General features: G+C 34.7%; 9 protein-coding genes. 4 read left to right on the top strand and 5 right to left on the bottom strand.

The annotated features are described in order from the left end of the window. Positions 1-120: 120 nt before the first annotated feature. From TERY_RS20385 to TERY_RS20370, 5 genes are all read right to left on the bottom strand, one after another. The gene (locus TERY_RS20385; RefSeq protein ID WP_011612599.1) at positions 121-3,318 is read right to left on the bottom strand and encodes a helicase-related protein; all 3,198 of its coding nucleotides are present in this window, start codon (positions 3,316-3,318) and stop codon (positions 121-123) included. Between the two features lie 132 nt (positions 3,319-3,450). Continuing rightward, complete coding sequence (locus TERY_RS20380) at positions 3,451-6,255, bottom strand: DUF1156 domain-containing protein (RefSeq protein WP_011613566.1); 2,805 nt, start codon at positions 6,253-6,255, stop codon at positions 3,451-3,453. Positions 6,256-6,319: 64 nt separating this feature from the next. Next, positions 6,320-6,520: a DUF7680 family protein gene (locus tag TERY_RS20375; protein ID WP_011613565.1), complete on the bottom strand. Its 201-nt coding sequence runs from the start codon at positions 6,518-6,520 to the stop codon at positions 6,320-6,322. A 40-nt stretch (positions 6,521-6,560) separates the two neighbouring features. Then, positions 6,561-6,743, bottom strand: coding sequence for a helix-turn-helix domain-containing protein (locus TERY_RS28825; protein ID WP_071820708.1), 183 nt, complete (start codon positions 6,741-6,743; stop codon positions 6,561-6,563). 244 nt (positions 6,744-6,987) lie between these two features. Next, the gene (locus tag TERY_RS20370) at positions 6,988-9,297 is read right to left on the bottom strand and encodes a UvrD-helicase domain-containing protein (protein ID WP_011613564.1); all 2,310 of its coding nucleotides are present in this window, start codon (positions 9,295-9,297) and stop codon (positions 6,988-6,990) included. 1,361 nt (positions 9,298-10,658) lie between these two features. On the opposite strand from TERY_RS20370, the gene pcrA reads away from it, so the two are divergent. The 4 genes from pcrA to TERY_RS20350 all read left to right on the top strand — a co-directional run bounded on the left by pcrA (position 10,659) and on the right by TERY_RS20350 (position 19,920). Then, complete coding sequence (gene pcrA, locus TERY_RS20365; RefSeq protein ID WP_011613563.1) at positions 10,659-13,004, top strand: DNA helicase PcrA; 2,346 nt, start codon at positions 10,659-10,661, stop codon at positions 13,002-13,004. 608 nt (positions 13,005-13,612) lie between these two features. Further along, positions 13,613-14,686, top strand: a complete 1,074-nt coding sequence (locus tag TERY_RS20360; protein WP_011613562.1) for a diguanylate cyclase — start codon at positions 13,613-13,615, stop codon at positions 14,684-14,686. 646 nt (positions 14,687-15,332) lie between these two features. Beyond that, positions 15,333-16,133 carry an AAA family ATPase gene (locus tag TERY_RS25765; protein ID WP_011613561.1) on the top strand — a complete coding sequence of 267 codons (801 nt, stop codon included), beginning with the start codon at positions 15,333-15,335 and terminating at the stop codon, positions 16,131-16,133. A 334-nt stretch (positions 16,134-16,467) separates the two neighbouring features. Continuing rightward, on the top strand, positions 16,468-19,920 hold the full coding sequence (locus TERY_RS20350) for a HAMP domain-containing protein (protein WP_011613560.1): 3,453 nt from the start codon (positions 16,468-16,470) through the stop codon (positions 19,918-19,920). Positions 19,921-21,012: the final 1,092 nt, after the last annotated feature.

The raw sequence follows: 21,012 nt of genomic DNA, 5'->3' as shown, positions 1-21,012 counted from the left end.
TTAGAAAAACTCAGGATTTTCTCATCATGCTAACCCGAAAACTTTGATAATTTGTGATGATAATTTAAACAAAGCACAGGGGATATAAGTGATTTATTAGGAGATTTAATTGATAATTAGTTAAAGGTTGCTGCTATTATTCATTATTAACCCTAACAATTCTTCAAATAAAGGTTCTCCAAAGCTCATAAATCTTACAGATGGTTTACCCTCAAAAACATTCACATCAAATGTTACTTGATAATTACTATTTTGATAGTTTAACTGCCACAATTTATCCTCTAAAAATGTAAATTTTATCCCTGATAATTTTAATAGTAACGAATCAGTAAATAAGTTTTCTATTAGTTCAGCAGATAAATTTGTAGGAATTAGCGGTTGTCTAATTTCCGTCAAGTCTGTCTCTACATCCATGGCTACCATCTCATCTAAAGCAGGTCTTAATGGAGGAGTATTTAACACATTTTTATCAAAATCAGACATTAATACATTTTCTTCTTCAGGGTCGGCACTCATAACTGCTTTCTCTATAAAAGTAGGAACTTTGGCTAAAATAGGTTGAAGGTTGCCTACTATATTTTGAAAAGTATCAATACGATCGCGCAGTTTTTTATAAACTTTAGCTTCTACTGTTCCATCATAATAAAAGTTATAAATTCTCACAGTGGGATAAAATTGACCTATTCTATCTAATCTACCAATTCTCTGTTCAACTCGCATTGGGTTCCAAGGCATATCATAATTAATAATTACTCCACAGGTTTGTAAGTTTAAACCTTCGGATGCTGACTCAGTACATAATAATATTTTTATACTTCCAGCTCGAAATTTTTGTTTGATTTTCTCTTTAGGAACTAGACACCATTTTTGATCTTGATAAACTTCTCCACCGCGTCCAGAATAACAGGCAATTTGACTACCATATAAATCTTTTAAAGTCCGTCGTAAATAATCCATTGTGTCGGTATATTGGGTAAATATAATTACACTGTCTCTATCTATTAATTCTGTTCTTAAAGTTGTGATGAAGTGAGATAGTTTAGTATCTTCACCAGTATTTTCAAACTGCAACAATAGACTTTCTAAATATTCAATTTCCTGGGGGTCTACAGTTTCAGTTTGGCAATAACTTTCTAATCCTGTAATAATAGCATCGTCAGCATCATCTAAGTCTCCCAAGTCGTCAGCGGTAATACTAATACCATCCAAACGACGTTGCAATGACTCCCGAATTGCAAAAAACGAGCTGGTGAGACGTTTGCGGTAAAGAGTCATTAGAAAACCTAGCGCCTGACGATTTTCTTTTTGAGCTAATTTATAGAAATGACGTACATAGTCACTAACTTCTACATATAATTGTACTTCTCTGTTGGGTTCTAATATAATGGCTTTATCCTGTACAACTCGTTTGGGAATATCTCTATTGAGAATTCCACGGCGATAATATTGACGTAAGGTGTCCCGGGTGTGACGAAACATCAAGTCTTTGAGGGGAGTATTAATAGTTAGGTATTGGCGGGAAGTATTCACAAAGGGTTTATCCTGTGCTAGTTTTTTATGATTAACTATTTTTTTCCCTTGTTGCCAAATATCTCGGAGGCGGTAGGACATTAAGCGATCGCTTTTATTTAGATAGGATGCAAACTGAGAGGAAGGTACTCCTCCTAGTCTAAAATAATCTGTAGTCATTACCTGCCAAAAATTGAAAGTATGCTCGTCTGGTTTACCTGATAAAGAGGCAAAATAGTTACAAAAATTATCCCCATAACTCCAATGTCCTTTTAATCCTAAAAGTTCTAATAAGTCAAATACTTCGATAGGATCTATTTGCATAGGAGTGGCAGATAATAGGATTAAAGATTTAGTTTTTTCTCGTAACTGCTGCATTAATTTCAAGAGAGAGTTAGGGGTTTCTTTCCTATTTTGGGGGGCTTGGCGACGAGCATGATGAGCTTCATCTAAAATAATTAAATCCCATTTTTCTGCTGCTAATATTTCTGTCATTCTCTCAGCACGTCTGACTAAATGGGAGGATGCTAATATTAGTTTATGACTGTTCCAAGGGTTAGTTTTGTTAATAGTTGAAGTGTTATCGTAGGGGTCTTTAAATTCTCCTTTGTTGTAACTCCAAAAGTGCAGATTAAATTTTTCTCTGAGTTCTTCTTGCCATTGTGGTTGAACGCTAGCTGGTGCTAATACTAAAACTCGTTGGATGGCTTTTGTGAGGAGTAAATAACGTAAGATTAAACCTGTTTCAATTGTTTTTCCTAATCCAACTTCATCTGCTATGAGAAAGTTACAGGGGAATTTTTTAGCAACTTGTTTAAGAATTTTTATTTGATGAGGCCAAGGGTCGATTGTGATGGATTGTAAGCAGTAGTCTAGGCAACCAGGATGTTGATGAGAATTTATGATAATATTAAAAGCTTGAAGTTCTTTTTCTTTGTCTGCTTCTGAGATATTTGTGATGGTTTTCTCGACAATATTATCTGTAGAAAATATGTTTTTACTTTCCTCTTTTTCCTCGGATTTGTTGTCAGAAAAATATGATAGTTTTGATGGTAATGGTCTTGTGTCAAATTCAACTTTTTCATTCCAAGTGGGTTTAGTAGAGGGAGTATAACGTAAAAGTTTTTCTGCAACGGCTTCTGGAATATTAAATACTTTCACATTAGGAGCTAAATTATGCCAAAGTTTCTCAAATCTATATACTTCTTCTTGTACTCTATCAAAGTCTCTTTCTCCTTCCCAAGCACAATAAACATGAAACGATTCTACGTTTTGTTCCCATCCTCCTAATGATTCATTATTAGAACCACTAAAGGCTATTTGGTCGCCATTTTTATCCGTAAAAATTCCAACTTTTTCATGGAAAATATGTTGGGGGTCTAATTGTTGATCGCTTGCTTCTGGCAGTCCGTTATTTTTAAGAGGAATGGCAATTTTAATATCTAAATAACCTGTAGAAATTAACCAACTAAGAATTTCAAAATGTTTGAGCTGGGCAAAATTTTCTGGTGGTTTTAAGTCAGCATCAAGACGAAGGGTTAGAGCTTTTCTCAACTCATAACCTTTTTGAATGGTTTCTAAATCTTGAGGGTTAAATTGACATCCCATAATCAGACGTATTTTACCTTCATTTTGAAGCATTGCTCCTAATCCTCTGGTTACTTTACTGAGAATAGCACTACTAAAAAAACCAGATTTTCTATCATATTGAATAGCACATTCTAAGGCTGGGATATAGAAGTCAGCAATAGGATTATTTTCATTGCTGGAGTAGCTAATAGACCAATAATGGGAACGGAAGTTAGGCATTTTTCAGTTATTAGTTATCAATTATCAGTTATGGGAATTAATTTAATGTCTATGTTGGCTTTTATCTCTGCAATTTTACTGATAAAACTTCTATTAGTTTTGAATGTAGAAGTTTTAACTATAAATTGCTATTTAAACATCTCCAAAATCTAAGCTTAACTGCTGTTCAAATAATTCTAATTGTTTCCCTTGGGTACTGACATTATCTTTAATTTCATCCATCATTAAACACAAATTCATCAAGGTTTGTTCCTCTTCTATTTTATCGGGAATTACTTTTAATGCTACTTCAATAGTTTGCATAAACATTTCATTGCTTAATAATCCTGTTTTTTCCATAAACCGACGGACTACTTCTACATTTTCCTCTTCTTGATAAATAGCAATAATAGCATGAATGTCATCTACTAAATATTGACTAGAAAAATCTTGTGGAGTGACCGAAAATGCTCGTTTTTTCAGTCGTTGTCGGGGTGTTAATAATTTGCAAGTGCCACTCGTTGAGTCTAATAATTTGTGAACTTTAACCAGGTCGTTGACGTTGAAACCTCCTATGGCTAGGGCAAGTTGTCTGGCTTCATCAAAGGGGAACTCCCTGGCACTGAAAGCATCCCAAGCTAATAAATACCATTGGGTCAAAATATCAAAGCCTGCTGTGTCTGTTTGTACAAGTTTCTGGAAGCGGTAGTTAGCGATCGCTTTTCTAGCTTCAGCAAAGGCGACTTCGGGGCGGACTTCTACTCCACTGTTGTCTAATATGGGATAGGAACGACTGAATACGTTTAATGCTGGGCCGAATGCGCTGAGATATAGGTCAATTCCCGTGATGTCATTTTTTTCAAAGTCGGGGGCGCGTTCCTCTACTTGGTTGGCAACTTCTGGTTGCAGGTCATCCCACCATGCTTGAGGGGCGTTGGGGTCACGTTTGCGACAGACAAGTAAGACGGTGCTGGAAACAGAATTTTTCTTAGCTTGATGGAGGTTTTGGGGGTTTTCAGTACTGACTGCCCAAGATGCGGTGATTTCAAAACCAGCGTCAATGAGAGATTTTGCTAAGACATCCCACGCGCCGGACTCTTTGTGGTTAAATTGTACCGTCATTACGCCGTCGTCGCGCAAGACTCGGTAATGTTCGGCAAAGGCGAGTGCAATTTTTGCTTCGTAGTCTTGGTTTGCAAGTTCATCGGGGGATGTTCCCATGTTGCGGAAGCGGGAGGGGTTGGCAACTGCTTCTCTGTCTTTGTCGGTGAGTTCGGTTAAGTAGAGGTCGGGGAAGATATCGCCTAAGACTCGGCGCTGCCAGACGTAGAAAAAGTCCGATAGTTCGGCGTATTGAATGGTGGCGTAGTAGGGCGGGTCGGTGATGATGGCATCTACTGAGTTATCGCTGATGTGGTAGAGGGTGTCTGCTGATGCGGAGTCTATTTGAATTGTTTTGTTGTGTTGTTGGGTGTCAATAGGTAGGGGTTTAGAGTTGAATAATGCACAAAGCTTTTGGTAATTTGAAGTAACATCGGAACACCAATTCCATAATTTTCCATTACCGCTAAATTCTGGGTAATTCCACATCAAGTTGAGTGAGTGTTGTACAGAAGCCTTTTGAGCAACTGCAACCGAAGAATCCCAACAAGATAAACGTGAATTTTTATCAATGCACCGCTCTAGGAGCAAAGTCAAATAAGTAGCGATCGCCTCTACTTTATCGGGTTCATATTCTGCTTGTAATTGTAACTTAACATCGTTAATAATTTCGACATAAGTGACAAGGGTTAGAAGTTGACGGGGATTAAATAATTTTGACCATTGGTTAATTCCATATCTAATAAGTTCGTCTGTTTTCTCACCAGAGTTAATTTCGATTTCTGGTAATAAACCACTTAATTGAAATTCCTCAAAACTACTATTCAAATAATAATCAGTTTTACCCAATCCATCAAAGTCAACATTTTGAGGTAATCTAAACTCTAAACTTCCCTTACCTTTTTTAAATGCCACTGCATACATTTGATGCCCAAGCTTTCCTGACCGTGCCTGAGATTTAATTGCATCATCCTCAATCACGCTACCACAATTCGGACATTTACCCACACCCCTACTAATAGTGTTGTAATCATTCGGGTCGAACTCACCCTCATCAGTCTTAATAGTCGTACCCTTTCCCTTACTTCCTTTTATCAACTCAAAATCAACCCGCTTCCCTTCAAGATTAGGAATAGGTTTCACCGCACACCATTTATGTAAATTCTGCTTTTCCGGGCGTTTGTATAACCACCAATTCGGACTCAAAGGCACAACCGACTGACAACTCGGACAAACCACCGTATGGGCCCACAAATAATTCTGCACCGTTTCCCCTGGCAACGACGGGAAAAACTCAGCTAACCGTTTCTCTGCCTCATCCTCTACCCACTGCACCCACTTATCAATATCCTGCTGCAAGTCAGGTCCGAATTTCAAAGGATATTCCATCGCTGCTTTCATTGTCACCACTGCCACCGGATTCAAATCTGATGCCAAAACATTCAACCCATACCGCGCTGCTTCAAAAGGAATACTCCCACCACCACCGAACGCATCCAAAATAGTAGGTGTTCTCGTCCCCCAGGTTTTCTCACAGTAGTCATGTACCTGCTTAATTCTTGTTTCATCAGGAGGAATTTTATAAAGCCTAGTATCATCTTTATACTGTTCACTTTTTTGAATAGAATTGCTCCGCTTTTTCAACCCTAATAAATACTCAAACTCTTCTACAGAAATATCATCAGGCAATAAAGAAGCTAAAACCGAAGCTCTTGAAAACGATAAAGGTTTACGAGAATACCAGCGATGCAACCCCTTAAAAGGATTACCTCCATGTTCATAATAAACCTGTTGATTTAATAATTTCACAGGCATAATTTTTTCAATAAAAACAGTCGGACGTTGGGAATTATTCATTTATTTTTTCCTATAAATAATGGATAGATATTAGTGAAAATATGGCCGCGATATATATATTTATTTACAGGTCTCCTAATAAAACTCTCATCGCTTTCAAAGCTGGACTGCGTTTACCATTATTAATTTTACCAAACCAATAATGAGCTTCTTCATCACTCATTTCCATTACTCCCTCAGTAATATTAGACATTCTTTCTAGTTTTGATAAAGGTTGTAACGCCTGAAATAAAATTGCTAAACTTACTCCAGACTCTTCAGACAAAAACCTCTTTAATAAACCTGTTTTATCTTTTCCTAATACCTTAATTTAGTGAGTAGATTGATTTTATCACTATTGGAGATGAGCGGCTATGTCCATTTTCCCTATTATTTGCCGTCTGGAATGACATACCTAAGTGTTTAGCAAATTTTGTCTGAGATAGTCCTAAACCCTGTCTCAGGGTTTTGACTAGATATGGAGTATTTACTGAGGTATTGTGTGTCATGGAAATTATTACAAAAGAGTAGTATTATCTTACCTATCAAAAGTTAGATAAGCAAGGGTAATTTTACTGTTATTAATTAGTTGATAAATACTTGTGCCAAAAATTTTACTTTAAATAACATTTGAAAGTTCGATGAATTTAGAGATTTAAAAATAGACAAATATAATTTTTGGTCAAAGTAGAAATAGGAAGCGATATAGACTGCAATTGCTCCGCTTTTAATGTCTACGACAGCCGAAACACTTCAAAACTCAATATCATACTCATCTCCTAAATTTTCTAAATCAGTCTCAAAGGCCTCATCTTTATCATCTTTCCAAAGCTGACGGTATTCATCTGGTAACCATTTAGGGTAAGTTATTGGATCCTTTTTACCCTCCAACACCAACCACAAAATACCACCTTTAGCACGAGTCAGGCAGCGGGTTAAAGCAACGTAAATGTTATGTTGTTCCTGCTGCCTTTCTTCTGTGCTTTGCTTCTCAAATTCTATAGGCATATTCTCAGGATAAATAATAAATGTATAATGTCCTTCTCCACCTTTACCACTATGAATAGTATATAAATCTATAATTTTTTTAGTAGTAGTTGATTCATCAAAAATCTTATCTATTTCTGTTTTCCAATCATTCAAACTTTTAGGTTGAAATTTAGCAAAAAAAGCCACCAAACAATCTCTATAATCTCTCAGTTCAGTTAACCTTTGGTTCTGAACTTTTTCTGGCAATCTATTAATAGAATTAGCTTGAAAATTAAACCAATTATCAACCTGACTCAAAAAAGTATTAACATCATAATTACCTCTCACAACTTCCTTGACTTTATTTAGTAATTTTGCCCCTAAATTTCTATCTTTAATTCTGGCAGGATATCCAGCAGTTAAAAGTCTAATGGCAAAAATAAGTAAGGGTGCATTTTTCCTACAAACACCAAAAAATGATAAACTCCTATCAGCACTATCAAATATATCTAAAAAGTGATTCTCTTTGATAATCCTAATTTCACCATCTGGAGCTGTAGGAGCTGGTTTAATATCTATATGTGGGTAAATATCTCTAACTAATTTTAGATGTTTTTTGCCACATCTCCAGTTAGTAGTTAATGGCATTTTATCACAGTTAAATTTTTTGGCAATTACATCAATTCCATCTGTTAAACAGCCTCTGAAACTATAAATTGCTTGGAAGCGATCGCCTACTGCAATTATAAAATCATTAGATGATTTGTGCAGCAATTTAATAAATTCTATCTGCAACAAATCTGTATCTTGACACTCATCTATAGAAATAACTTTCAGTTTATTTGACCATTTATTAAACACATTTTTATATACATTTTGGTCGTGCCACAATAACCAAATTTGGTCTAAAAAATCTATATTTAACTTATTAATTCCATCATTTAAACCAGCCTCTAAAATATCACAAACAGCCTCAGTTATTTCACCTAGACTATTTTTATATATTTCAATTCCATATTTATTTGCTATCTCCCATACATCATCGCTACTAATCTCATCTAGAAAATAACAATGCAATCTCATTTTATCTAATAAATCTACAAAACCAGCCTTTGATATAATAGCTAAGTCTCCCTTACGATTTTCGACTGGTAATTTACCTGGTATTTTTTCACCCCATTTATTATAAGAATCTAAATAACCTTTATCCTGAGCTATTTTCTCATACTTTCCATTATTAAGTCTAAATTGTTTATGGCCTTTACCTAGTGCATCTCTCAAAATTTCATAGCCTAAACTGTTAAGAGTTTGTACTGATTTATCCCATTTTATCTCTGATAATTTATCAGTTAAATCTTGTTTATTTTTCCTACCAAATACAACAAATCTGCATTCTAGTGGGGATAGATTTTCAGACTTCAAAACTTTAGCTATCTCAGCTAACATTGTACTTTTTCCAGTACCAGCTAATGCTTCAATTAATAATCCTTTTTTCTCAGCTTGAGGGATGCGATCGCGGAGTGGAACTGATATTCTATCGCGCACAGCTTCTAAAATATTAAATTGCTCTTGAGTTAAGAAATTTCCATTACTATTCTTATAGTCTGAAAACTCAACTACTGAAAGAACTTCTGACTTTTCTAGTGTCACATCCAAAACTTTGTTTACTTCTGGAGTGGTTACTGTATATCCTTTCTCTGTTGTAGCTTCATGTAATACGTTTGACACTGCCAACTGAGTTTCTGATATAGGTTCTATTTCAGTAAGGTCAATATCTGACCAATAGTCAATAAAATCACCAGGAGAAAATTTACTAAAAATTAATTCTAGCATTTCTACTAGTGCTTTATCCTCTAAAGCTTTTGATAATTTTGGAGGTAGTTTATTATTTGTATCTTGCTGTGGGAAAGTTTGATTATGTAGCAGAAAGTTTTCTAGACTCTCCCACTTACTTAAAATGTAATTAGATTCTAATTTGGTCGTTAATTTCTTAATTTTATCCGCCAAATTTTCTTCAATTCTTATTGTTTTAGTAGGAGCTTTAGAAGGTCTACCTGCACCATCTCTTACTCCACCTCTGCTATGATATGCCATAGTTTTAGATTACTGTCACATAAATCTATAGTAGCATATAACACTTATTTTCAACCAAAAATTATTTTAGAGATTGTATATGTTTAGTGGAGAATATATCCGTTGCTTTTTGAGAATGACAAAATTATCTTCAACCTTTTTGAAGTAGGGTGAGTAAGGTGCTAAGAACAAAATACTTTGCCCATTTTTCTGGCAATTAAGATGTTACCCCTTGTGAGTTTTGCTATCTAATTCCCATAAGCCTTTTTTCTTCTTTGAGACCAAGCATAAGGATGAAATACGGTTTAGTGATATTATGCTGATATCGTATTGCTGGAGAAACTTCCTCAAAGTTCTGTTGTAAAAAGCCGTAAGGTTTGTTTATACAAAGCTTGTTGATACAACAGTTACGGACAAGTTGTTCTATATTCTCTTCTACAACCAATATACAATATCTGGATCCGTTCTACTAAACTTTCCCAAACTTACCCCAAACTTACCACAAACTTACATGGATCGGGAATTGCATCAGCTTTGGAGTTAGCTGCAGTGTTTCATGCATATACCACTGACCGCAGTTTGTAATTTATCTACGACCCAGACAACAAAACTGCTCTTGACTCAAGCTACTTATTCACATAGTTTTCCCTCACTACTAATACTGCTACAAGATCCCTATGTATGTGTTATTTTAAATAAGTAAAGTTGATTTTTATTCAAATGTAAAGCCTCACAATGAAAATCTCAGGGATGAGAATTAACTGAACAGCAAAAGTCAGAAAAGCAAAATTTAAATTTAATTGTGGGTAAGCTGTGAAAACGACGGAAGCCGGAGTTAAACTTTATTGAGAGCTCAGCCATATTTATTCTAATTATAAGAGTAATTTTGATGACAAACTGATGCTAACTATCAGTGGATTATGGAATTCATACCTAATAGTAGTATTAACAATACAGTCGAGGGTCAAGTAATTAAGGATAGGTTTTCGTTTTCTTTTTCTACCTAATCTTGTCAACAAAACTTATTATATTATATCACATAGATTGAAAAAAGTCAAAAAAAAAATAATTATTAATAAAAATTAACATTTCTGGTTAAAGCTTGACTACAGCTACAAAAAAACTTAAGCTATGAAAGCTATTTAGCAACTAAGACTTTAAGTCCTAATCAATAAAGCTTTACTCTGGTTTAGTTCCCAGAACAACCAACTTAAGGTTATTGCATTGTTGTTTCTTATTGTCTAACAGACAATAAACCATTTGTTCTTATTGATAGTGCATTAGGCTTTCAATTCAAGCTGTAAAATAAAATTCAACCTGCTATTTTATTTTAGTCTGGTGATAAAATTCAATATATTATCTGCTTTATATAAAATCCAAATATGCCAAGCACTGACTTTCTGACTCAGCTAAATTTATCCCAACGCCAAGCAGTAGAACATTTCTGCGGACCTATGTTGGTCGTGGCGGGTGCTGGGTCTGGCAAAACTAGGGCGTTGACTTATCGTGTAGTCCATCTAATACGTCATCATCGGGTACATCCAGAAAATATTCTGGCGGTTACCTTTACAAATAAAGCTGCACAGGAAATGAAGGACCGCATTGAAAAAGTATTTGCTCAAGAACAAGCGGAAGCTAAATATAACAAACCATTTTCAGCATTGACATCAGAAGAACAAATCAGGTTGCGATCGCAAGTCTACAAAAATATCACTAAACATTTATGGGTGGGAACTTTTCATAATCTTTGCGCTCGTATTCTGAGGTTTGATATTAACAAATATCAGGATGAAAAAAAACGTCATTGGGATAAAAATTTTTCTATATTTGATGAAAGTGATGCTCAAAGTTTAATTAAGCAAATTGTCACTAAACAGCTAAATTTGGATGATAAAAAATTTGAACCACGTTCTGTGAGATATGCCATTAGTAATGCTAAAAACCAAGGAATGTCACCTCTAGAATATCAAAGAGCCGAGCCAGATTATCGGGGACGGGTAATTGCTGAAGTTTATGGAATTTATCAAGATAATTTAGCTGCGAACAATGCTCTTGATTTTGACGACCTAATCAGAATACCAGTAGAATTATTTCGGCAAAATGAGCAAATATTAGCTTATTGGTATCAACGTTTTAATCATATTTTAGTAGATGAATATCAAGATACTAATCGGACTCAATATAATTTTATTAGATTTTTAGCTACTAATGGTGAAGACCCTAAATATATTAAAAACTGGGAAAATCGTTCTATTTTTGTGGTAGGAGATGTAGACCAATCTATTTATTCTTTCCGCATGGCAGATTATACAATTTTGCTTGATTTTCAGAATGATTTTGGCGATGGTTTAGCTGATGAATATACTCAGACAATGATTAAGTTGGAGGAAAATTATCGCTCACGGGAAAATATTTTGGCAGTGGCAAATAAGTTGATTGAAAATAATACTCAACGTATTGACAAAACTCTCAAACCAACCAGGGGCATAGGGGAAGAAATTTATTGTTATGAGGCAGAAAATGAGTTAGAAGAAGCAGAATTTATTTGTAGTAAAATTGCAGAAATTACAGACCAATATCCAGACTTAGATTTAGGAAGCTTCGCTGTACTTTATCGAACAAACTCTCAGTCACGCTCCCTCGAAGAAAAGTTGATTCATTATGATATTAAATATGTCATAATTGGGGGATTGAGATTTTATGATCGGAAAGAAATTAAGGATGCTTTAGCTTATTTACGAGTCATTGCAAATCCTGCTGATACTGTTAGTTTACTCAGAATTATTAACACTCCGAGAAGGGGTATTGGCAAGGCAACTATTGATAGTTTATTAAATGCTAGTTCCCAGATGGGAATACCTTTGTGGGAAATTATTAATGATCAAGCTTCAGTAAATGCTTTGGCAGGTCGTTCATCAAAAGCTGTAAATAAGTTTGCCGAAGTAATTCAACATTTGCAAGATGAGTTAGAAAATTTGACTGCTCTGGAAATTGTTGAGAGAATTTTAGAAAATTCTGGTTATATTGAAAACTTGAAAAAACAGGATACGGAAGATGCAGATAATCGACTGGCAAATTTAGGAGAATTATGTAGTGCTGTAGCTCAGTTTCAAGAAGATAATGAAGATACAACTTTAGGAAGTTTTTTAGCAAATGCTTCTTTAGCTTCTAATTTAGATAACCTTCAAGATGGGCAGGAAGCTGTGTCTTTAATGACTTTACATTCTGCTAAAGGTTTAGAATTTCCCGTAGTATTTATAGTGGGTTTGGAGCAAGGTTTATTACCTCATTTTCGGAGCATAAATGACCCTTTATCTTTAGAAGAAGAAAGGCGACTTTGTTATGTAGGTATTACTAGAGCCGAAGAACAATTATTTTTTTCTTATGCAACTGAAAGACGACAGCTTTGGGGAGCAAGAGATGCCACAGTTCCATCTCAATTTTTGGGAGAATTACCAAGAGATTTGATTAATACTAATGGGATGAAAAAAGTAATTTATCCGTCAAAGCATCAAAGGAAAAACACAAAAAATACTGTTGGAAAAAAATCGGTAAGTAATCAAATAAAAAGTTGGCAAGTCGGGGATAAAGTGATGCATGAAAGTTTTGGTGTGGGGTTAGTAACAAACATTCTGGGTGAAGGACATAAGATGAGTTTAGGTATCAAATTTGGTAAGAGTAAAAAAATTATTGATCCCAAAACGCCATCAATAGAAAAGTTGAATTAAAATAGGCAGGGAGTAGTTATAATTAATAGGAACGAGAACAAAAATATAAATTTTATTTGAATTGCATAAAAAACCAGGCTGCTTTTAGACAATGGTTTGAAATAAAAAGCATCCATACATACAAACAGGTAAGAATATTAGCCTTCCATTTTAGATGTTAGTAAATAAGCTATTCTTAATTTTAGATCTCATTAAAAAAAACTATAGTGAAAAGGCGTGAGTATTTATAATTTGTATCTAGATCATGAAAAATCCCCTCCTCTCTGAATTCTTAGAAACAGTGATCCCTGGGTGGAACTTAAACAAAATAGACCTAGAAAACAGGCTCAAATATAGATGGACAAAAGGTCTTGGGTCAAAAAAGTATAAATCCTAAATCAGCAAGGGCTCTAGGCATTTTTATGGCATGAAGGTAATTCTTATATCTAGACTAGTTTTGACTTATTTTTTAGAAAGACGGAGACAGTTTTGACAGAAGCGGAATGCCTAATTACCTATCTAATGTTTTGTGCTTTCACTAACCCCTAATTTTTATTTCTTTCCTGATGAATTCTCAGATCCTTATCCTAACATAAAAAAAATAAAATAGCAAAATATAATTTTGTTAAATGTCTAATAAAAATAAAACTATGTTTAGGAACAATTATCTTAAGCAAAAAGATTCTTTAAATACCCTATTAGTAGAAGATAATCTAGGGGATGCTTTTATTATTAAGCAGTTATTAAAATTTGAATCATCCTTAAAGTTTTTTGTGACTCATTGTAGTACATTATCTTTAGCAACTAAGCAACTTAATCAAACAAATTTTGATGTTATTTTACTTGATTTAGGACTACCTGATAGTCAAGGATTTGAGACTATTTCCCAGATGATAGAAATAACTACTAATATTCCAATTATTGTTTTAACTGGTAAGAATGATGAGGATTTTTCTCTTGAAGTAGTTCAAAAAGGAGCGCAGGATTATTTAGTGAAAAATGAAATTTCAGCAGAAGTCTTAATCCGTTCTATTCGCTATTCTTTGGAAAGAATTAATTTAGTACAAAAACTCAAGCAAAGAGAACAACAATTAAATAGCTTTAATGAAAAATTAACTCATGAAGTCAGAATAAGAACTGATGAACTTAAGAAACAAAATGAGCAGCTAGAACATTTACTAAAAATCTCAAATACAGATCCTTTGACAGGTATTCCTAATCGCTATTGCTGGGAAACAGTCTTACAACAAGATTGGAAAAAATCTATCTACGACGCTCAGCCCATCTCTTTGATAATGATAGATATTGATTTTTTTAAATTATTTAATGATGCTTATGGTCACCCTGAAGGGGATATTTGTTTAAGAAAAGTAGCTCAAGAAATTAAAAAACCTTTAACAAGAACAACAGACTTAGCTGCTCGTTATGGAGGAGAAGAATTTGTGGTAGTATTACCCAATACAGGCAAACATAGAGCTATGTTTATTGCTGAAAGTATTCGTATGCAAGTTAATAGTTTAAAAATTGTTAATGAGGATTCAAAAGTTGATAAATATATTACTATTAGTTTAGGTGTAGCAACAACTATTCCGACTATAAAATCACATCTAGACGAATTAATTTCTCAAGCCGATAAAGCTCTTTATTTTGCTAAAAAAAATGGCCGAAATTGTGTCAGGCATTCTAGCTATGATACTGCTTAAATTAACAGCTTTGTGAAAGGATGAAGAAGTCAAAAGCTAAAGTTTAGTAGTCGAAGTTCTTCCTCTATCTTATCAATTTTGGAGCTTTATATCTAGTTGATTTTTTATGTAAATTTAATTCATTATAATAACTTTTGTTACAACATATTAACTTATCTAGAAATTTATATATAGTAATTTACTCATTAGTTGCGATAATTTTACAGCCATTAATTTTACTTGAAAAACTTTGAAGTTATAGCCCCTAACTCTTGAGTATTTAACTTTTAACTCTCAGCAAAAAAAATCTTACAACTTAAATAAGACTGCTATAATAACCGCTATAGCGAAAGGATCTAAGAAAACTATAAATAAACTCCGAGACTTTTACCTATAACCTATAGCTTATTCCCTATTTCCCAAAAGTGGTCAGACTTGGAAAAAGGTAAAAAGAAGATTGTTATGTATAATGATATTAACAAAAACAATTGGAGTATTTCAGATTGAAAAACTAGCAATAGTATCATTACTCAAATTATCGGAAAGAAAAGCTAATTATGGATATCTATATTATTATTGAGTCTATAATCAACTTATAATAACTAGATTTAGTAGAATCATTGTTTTGATCAAAAAAATATATAGTAAAGATCATAATTCAACAATTATGGCTAAAACTATTGCTTTCGCTAACCTCAAAGGAGGCACAGGAAAAACTACTATTTGCATAAATATTGCTGGATGTTTAACTATAATTAATCCAAAAAGTCGAATATTAGTAGTAGATTTTGATCCTCAAGCGAATGCAACTTCTGGGTTAGGAATTGATGAAAATAATTTAGAAAACTCTATTTATGATGTAATTTTAAATCAATTTAATCAATATCAAGGAGTTCCTATTACTCAGGCAATTTTAGCAACACAAATAGAAAATCTTCATTTAGTTCCCTCTGAGTTAAATTTAGCAACAGCTTCTATTTTAATGCAGCAAGGTAAAGATAAAGTCGGAACTTTAAATCGAATATTAACCCTAATTAAATCCTATTATAATTATATTTTAATTGATGTGCCCTCAGACACAGGCTTATTTATGCTCAATAGTTTACGAGCAGCAGATGAGGCTGTTATTCCTATTGATAGTAGTGTTTTTTCTCTAGAGGCGTTAGAAAAATTCAAAATTTATTGTCAGAACATTCAGGAAATGACGATACATAAAATTAATAGATTTACAGTTGTTTTTAATCGTTATACGAAATCTAAAGTATCACATAAATCAAACAAAAGCTTAAAAAATAGCATTTTTGAAGAAATTGAGGAGGCAGTAAAAAGAATGTCTTATCCCCTATATAAAATTCCAGAATCCCTTTTAGTTTATCGCTCACAACAGGAGGGTATGCCAATTTCTCATATTTCACCCACAAGTCAAATTGTTAAAAATTATATGGAAATAGCCAGAGATTTATCATAACTAAACTTACCATTAATTCATCATAAATAAGCCTGCAATTTTAAGAGATTTTAAAAGCTACTGGGTTTCTAGGGATCTAAACTTTTTTAGTAAAAATAGGTTAATAATTAGATTATTAAAAATAATTCCTTTTTCCACCCCTTTGTTCTAGCAGTAACAGACTTATACTTGATGAATCATATTTTAAATAAGTTGAAAGTCAAAGTAGAAAATTCTGACAAAATCAATAAGGTCTTAGCTATCCTCTTTTAAAGGGATAAGTACCAACAAAATTATAATTTAAAGCTGACTGCAAATAGCTGCATTTGTTCATAAATAATAACTAATAGCTAAAATGACAATTCCTAAAAAACGAAATTCTGGTCTTCAGGTATTCTTTGAAGATACTGAAATAAATGTAGAAAAAAAACCAGAAACTATAACTGAATCTGAAACAATTTTATCAACTCCAAGGTCTCAACTAAAAACTGATATTGATATAAATAATAATCCTAATATTAATCCATTATTAGTAGCTATGAAAGCTGCTAGAGATGGAGACTTTACTGTGCGTATTCCAGAAAATAATGGCTTAGGAGAAGTAGCTATTGTTTTTAATCAAATGATAGCAATTAATCAAAACTTTGCAGAAGAAATTGGGCGCATTAGTCGTGAAGTTTGGCAAGAAGGAGAATTAACCACTAGAAAAAGTTTCACAGAAGTTAAAGGCTCATGGAAATCAAGTATTGATAGCCTCAATGAACTAATTAATAATTGGACCAAACCTAGTAGGGAAGTTTCTCTGGTTTTAGAAGCAGTGGCGAATGGAGATTTGTCAAAAAAAATTAACTTTCAATTCGAAGGAAAACCCTTAAATGAAGAATTCTACCGTATTGGGAGCATTGTTAATCAAATAGTGGACAAACTTAATAGTTTTTCCTCAGAAGTAACGCGGGTTGCTCAGGAAGTGGGTACAGAAGGTAAATTAGGAGTCCAGGCCAAGGTAGAAGGGTTATCTGGTGTTTGGAAAGAGTTGACTGATAATGTGAATGGTATGGCAGATCACCTCACTTTACAGGTGAGAAATATTGCTGAGGTAGCTACAGCAGTTGCTCAGGGAGACTTAACTCAGAAAATTACTGTTGATGCTCAAGGGGAGATATTGGAACTTAAGACTACTTTGAATCAAATGGTAGACCAACTCAATGGGTTTTCATCTGAAGTCAGTAGGGTGGCCAAAGAAGTAGGAACCGAAGGAATATTGGGAGGCCAAGCGAAGGTGGAAGGAGTGGCTGGAATATGGAAAGAGTTGACTGATAATGTGAATGGTATGGCAGCTAACCTCACTTTACAGGTGAGAAATATTGCTGAGGTGGCTACAGCAGTTGCTCAGGGGGACTTAACTCAGAAAATTACTGTTGATGTTCAAGGGGAGATATTGGAACTGAAGACTACTTTGAATAAAATGGTAGACCAACTCAATGGGTTTTCATCTGAAGTCAGTAGGGTGGCCAAAGAAGTAGGAACCGAAGGAATATTGGGAGGCCAAGCGAAGGTGGAAGGAGTGGCTGGAATATGGAAAGAGTTGACTGATAATGTGAATGGTATGGCAGCTAACCTCACTTTACAGGTGAGAAATATTGCTGAGGTGGCTACAGCAGTTGCTCAGGGGGACTTAACTCAGAAAATTACTGTTGATGTTCAAGGGGAGATATTGGAACTGAAGACTACTTTGAATAAAATGGTAGACCAACTCAATGGGTTTTCATCTGAAGTCAGTAGGGTGGCCAAAGAAGTAGGAACCGAAGGAATATTGGGAGGCCAAGCGAAGGTGGAAGGAGTGGCTGGAATATGGAAAGAGTTGACTGATAATGTGAATGGTATGGCAGCTAACCTCACTTTACAGGTGAGAAATATTGCTGAGGTAGCTACAGCAGTTGCTCAGGGGGACTTAACTCAGAAAATTACTGTTGATGTTCAAGGGGAGATATTGGAACTGAAGACTACTTTGAATAAAATGGTAGACCAACTCAATGGGTTTTCATCTGAAGTCAGTAGGGTGGCTAAAGAAGTAGGAACCGAAGGAATATTGGGAGGCCAAGCGAAGGTGGAAGGAGTGGCTGGAACATGGAAAGAGTTGACTGATAATGTGAATGGTATGGCAGCTAACCTCACTTTACAGGTGAGAAATATTGCTGAGGTAGCTACAGCAGTTGCTCAGGGGGACTTAACTCAGAAAATTACTGTTGATGTTCAAGGGGAGATATTGGAACTGAAGACTACTTTGAATAAAATGGTAGACCAACTCAATGGGTTTTCATCTGAAGTCAGTAGGGTGGCTAAAGAAGTAGGAACCGAAGGAATATTGGGAGGCCAAGCGAAGGTGGAAGGAGTGGCTGGAACATGGAAAGAGTTGACTGATAATGTGAATGGTATGGCAGCTAACCTCACTTTACAGGTGAGAAATATTGCTGAGGTAGCTACAGCAGTTGCTCAGGGGGACTTAACTCAGAAAATTACTGTTGATGTTCAAGGGGAGATATTGGAACTGAAGACTACTTTGAATAAAATGGTAGACCAACTCAATGGGTTTTCATCTGAAGTAACTAGGGTGGCTAAAGAAGTAGGGACCGAAGGAACATTGGGAGGCCAAGCGAAGGTGGAAGGAGTGGCTGGAATATGGAAAGAGTTGACTGATAATGTGAATGGTATGGCAGCTAACCTCACTTTACAGGTGAGAAATATTGCTGAGGTGGCTACAGCAGTTGCTCAGGGGGACTTAACTCAGAAAATTACTGTTGATGCTCAAGGGGAGATATTGGAACTGAAGACTACTTTGAATAAAATGGTAGACCAACTCAATGGGTTTTCATCTGAAGTCAGTAGGGTGGCTAAAGAAGTAGGGACCGAAGGAACATTGGGAGGCCAAGCGAAGGTGGAAGGAGTGGCTGGAACATGGAAAGAGTTGACTGATAATGTGAATGGTATGGCAGCTAACCTAACTGAACAAGTAAAAAAAATTGCGAAAGCAGCGATCGCTGTGGCCAAGTCATCTGAGGAGATGATGGCGGAAAGTCAAACTATGAGTCAAGCATCTCAAGAAACCTCGACTCAAGCAGAGTCAGTTTCTAGTAACGCTGCACAAGTGAGCGCTAATGTTCAGTCAGTTGCTACTGGTGTAGAAGAAATGACTACTAGCATCCAAGAAATTGCTAAAAATGCTACTAATGCTGCTCAAGTTGCCACAACTGCTGTAAAAACTGCTGAAACGACTAATGAAACTATTGGTAAGTTAGGAGTTAGTAGTGCAGAAATTGGTAATGTGATTAAAGTTATTACTTCTATTGCTCAACAAACCAACCTTCTTGCTCTTAATGCCACTATTGAAGCAGCAAGAGCGGGAGAAGCAGGGAAAGGTTTTGCGGTAGTTGCCAATGAAGTTAAAGAATTAGCAAAACAAACCGCTAGTGCAACTGAAGATATTAGTCAAAAAATTGAAGCTATTCAAGGGGATACTAGAGGAGCAGTAGAAGCTATCGGTCAAATTACTACTATTATTAGTCAAATTAATGACATCCAAGGTACGATCGCCTCGGCGGTAGAAGAGCAAACCGCCACTACCAATGAAATTGCCCGTAATGTTAACCAAGCAGCAGAAAGGTCATCGGGAATTGCCCTTAATATTACCAGCGTGGCAAAAACAGCCCAAAGTACCAGTAATGGAGCAGCCAAAACCCAAAAATCTGCAACTGAGTTATCCAAAACGGCAGGAGACTTACATGAATTAGTAAATCAGTTTAAATTTTAGAAACTGTAATTTGAGTCTTAAAAATAGATGGAAAAAAATCCCTAATATCAAGTTAAATTAATTAAACCCTATCTAATTTAGGGAGTTTCCATTGAATATCTCTAAATTCGATTATTGCTTTTATAACATTTTGAAGAAAGAATGTTATACCAAGTGTGATTAAGATAAATTTTTGCTACAAATTGCTACAAATAGCTAGGGTATTTTTTAAGAATCAGAAGTCAGAATCTTATATTCCGTAGATTAAGATTGGGGGCTTTTTTTAGGTTAGTTAACTATTTTATTATAAAACTAAGTAGTTAGGCGTTAAAATTTGTCCATGTAATAAAATATAAATTTATTCTCAAGTTAACTTTCTAGATAAGTTGGGAGTTATTTTACAAAATTTAATATAGTTAAGCTTTTTTGTCCTACCTACGTAATCTAGGTAACTAAATGACCGTCACGGTGCTCAAGTCCTTGTTAAGTATGTCATTGAAGAGTCTGGGAATATGTTATCTGGGTGAGAAAGTAATAATTATGCTGATCCATTATTAACTGCAATCGTCACATATCTTATTGTTGCTTAATGAATGTTATTAGCTGAAAGAGAGTAACTCTGTTATCTAAATCTATATTGACAAAGTCAACCGCCATTCTTACCCTGTCTTACCTAAAAAATCTTCAAAATTTATAAACTTAACCTGGGTATAGGTTGGATAATGATCACTTATTCAAGTTAAAATTTGCTTCATCTTAATTGAAGGATATTTCAATTGGTCAGTCAGATATTTTAATAATAATTCCTTAACTTGATCAAGACTTTTTCCTATATAATAAGCAAATCTTGTAAAAAAGTTCCACAGGTTCCATCCCACAAGCCTAATAGATTTTTTGAATTATCCTTAAACGACACACTGCATGCATCCTATAGCTTTAACTACTTAATTTCTCAATTGATGTCTTCTCCAAATCTATCTCGACCACAAGACTCAAATTCTACATTATCCTTAGTCCTGAGCAAGTATTTTTATCAACCTTATTATACCAAATCCGCAAACTTTAAGAGAGTATTATTTAAAGTTATAGCTGTTGCTAAATTAGAGATTTTGC

It is taken from the genome of Trichodesmium erythraeum IMS101, from assembly GCF_000014265.1.
Classification (GTDB): Bacteria; Cyanobacteriota; Cyanobacteriia; order Cyanobacteriales; family Microcoleaceae; genus Trichodesmium; species Trichodesmium erythraeum.
Note: the sequence above shows the minus strand (reverse complement) of the source record. Positions and strands in the feature narration are given on the sequence as shown.

Bases quoted from the DNA above. Each gene is read 5' to 3' on its own strand.
- TERY_RS20370 (WP_011613564.1), bottom strand. From the start codon at position 9,297: ATGGCATATCATAGCAGAGGTGGAGTAAGAGATGGTGCAGGTAGACCT.
- TERY_RS20385 (WP_011612599.1), bottom strand. From the start codon at position 3,318: ATGCCTAACTTCCGTTCCCATTATTGGTCTATTAGCTACTCCAGCAAT.
- TERY_RS25765 (WP_011613561.1), top strand. From the start codon at position 15,333: ATGGCTAAAACTATTGCTTTCGCTAACCTCAAAGGAGGCACAGGAAAA.
- TERY_RS20350 (WP_011613560.1), top strand. From the start codon at position 16,468: ATGACAATTCCTAAAAAACGAAATTCTGGTCTTCAGGTATTCTTTGAA.
- TERY_RS20360 (WP_011613562.1), top strand. From the start codon at position 13,613: ATGTCTAATAAAAATAAAACTATGTTTAGGAACAATTATCTTAAGCAA.
- TERY_RS28825 (WP_071820708.1), bottom strand. From the start codon at position 6,743: ATGACACACAATACCTCAGTAAATACTCCATATCTAGTCAAAACCCTG.
- pcrA (WP_011613563.1), top strand. From the start codon at position 10,659: ATGCCAAGCACTGACTTTCTGACTCAGCTAAATTTATCCCAACGCCAA.
- TERY_RS20380 (WP_011613566.1), bottom strand. From the start codon at position 6,255: ATGAATAATTCCCAACGTCCGACTGTTTTTATTGAAAAAATTATGCCT.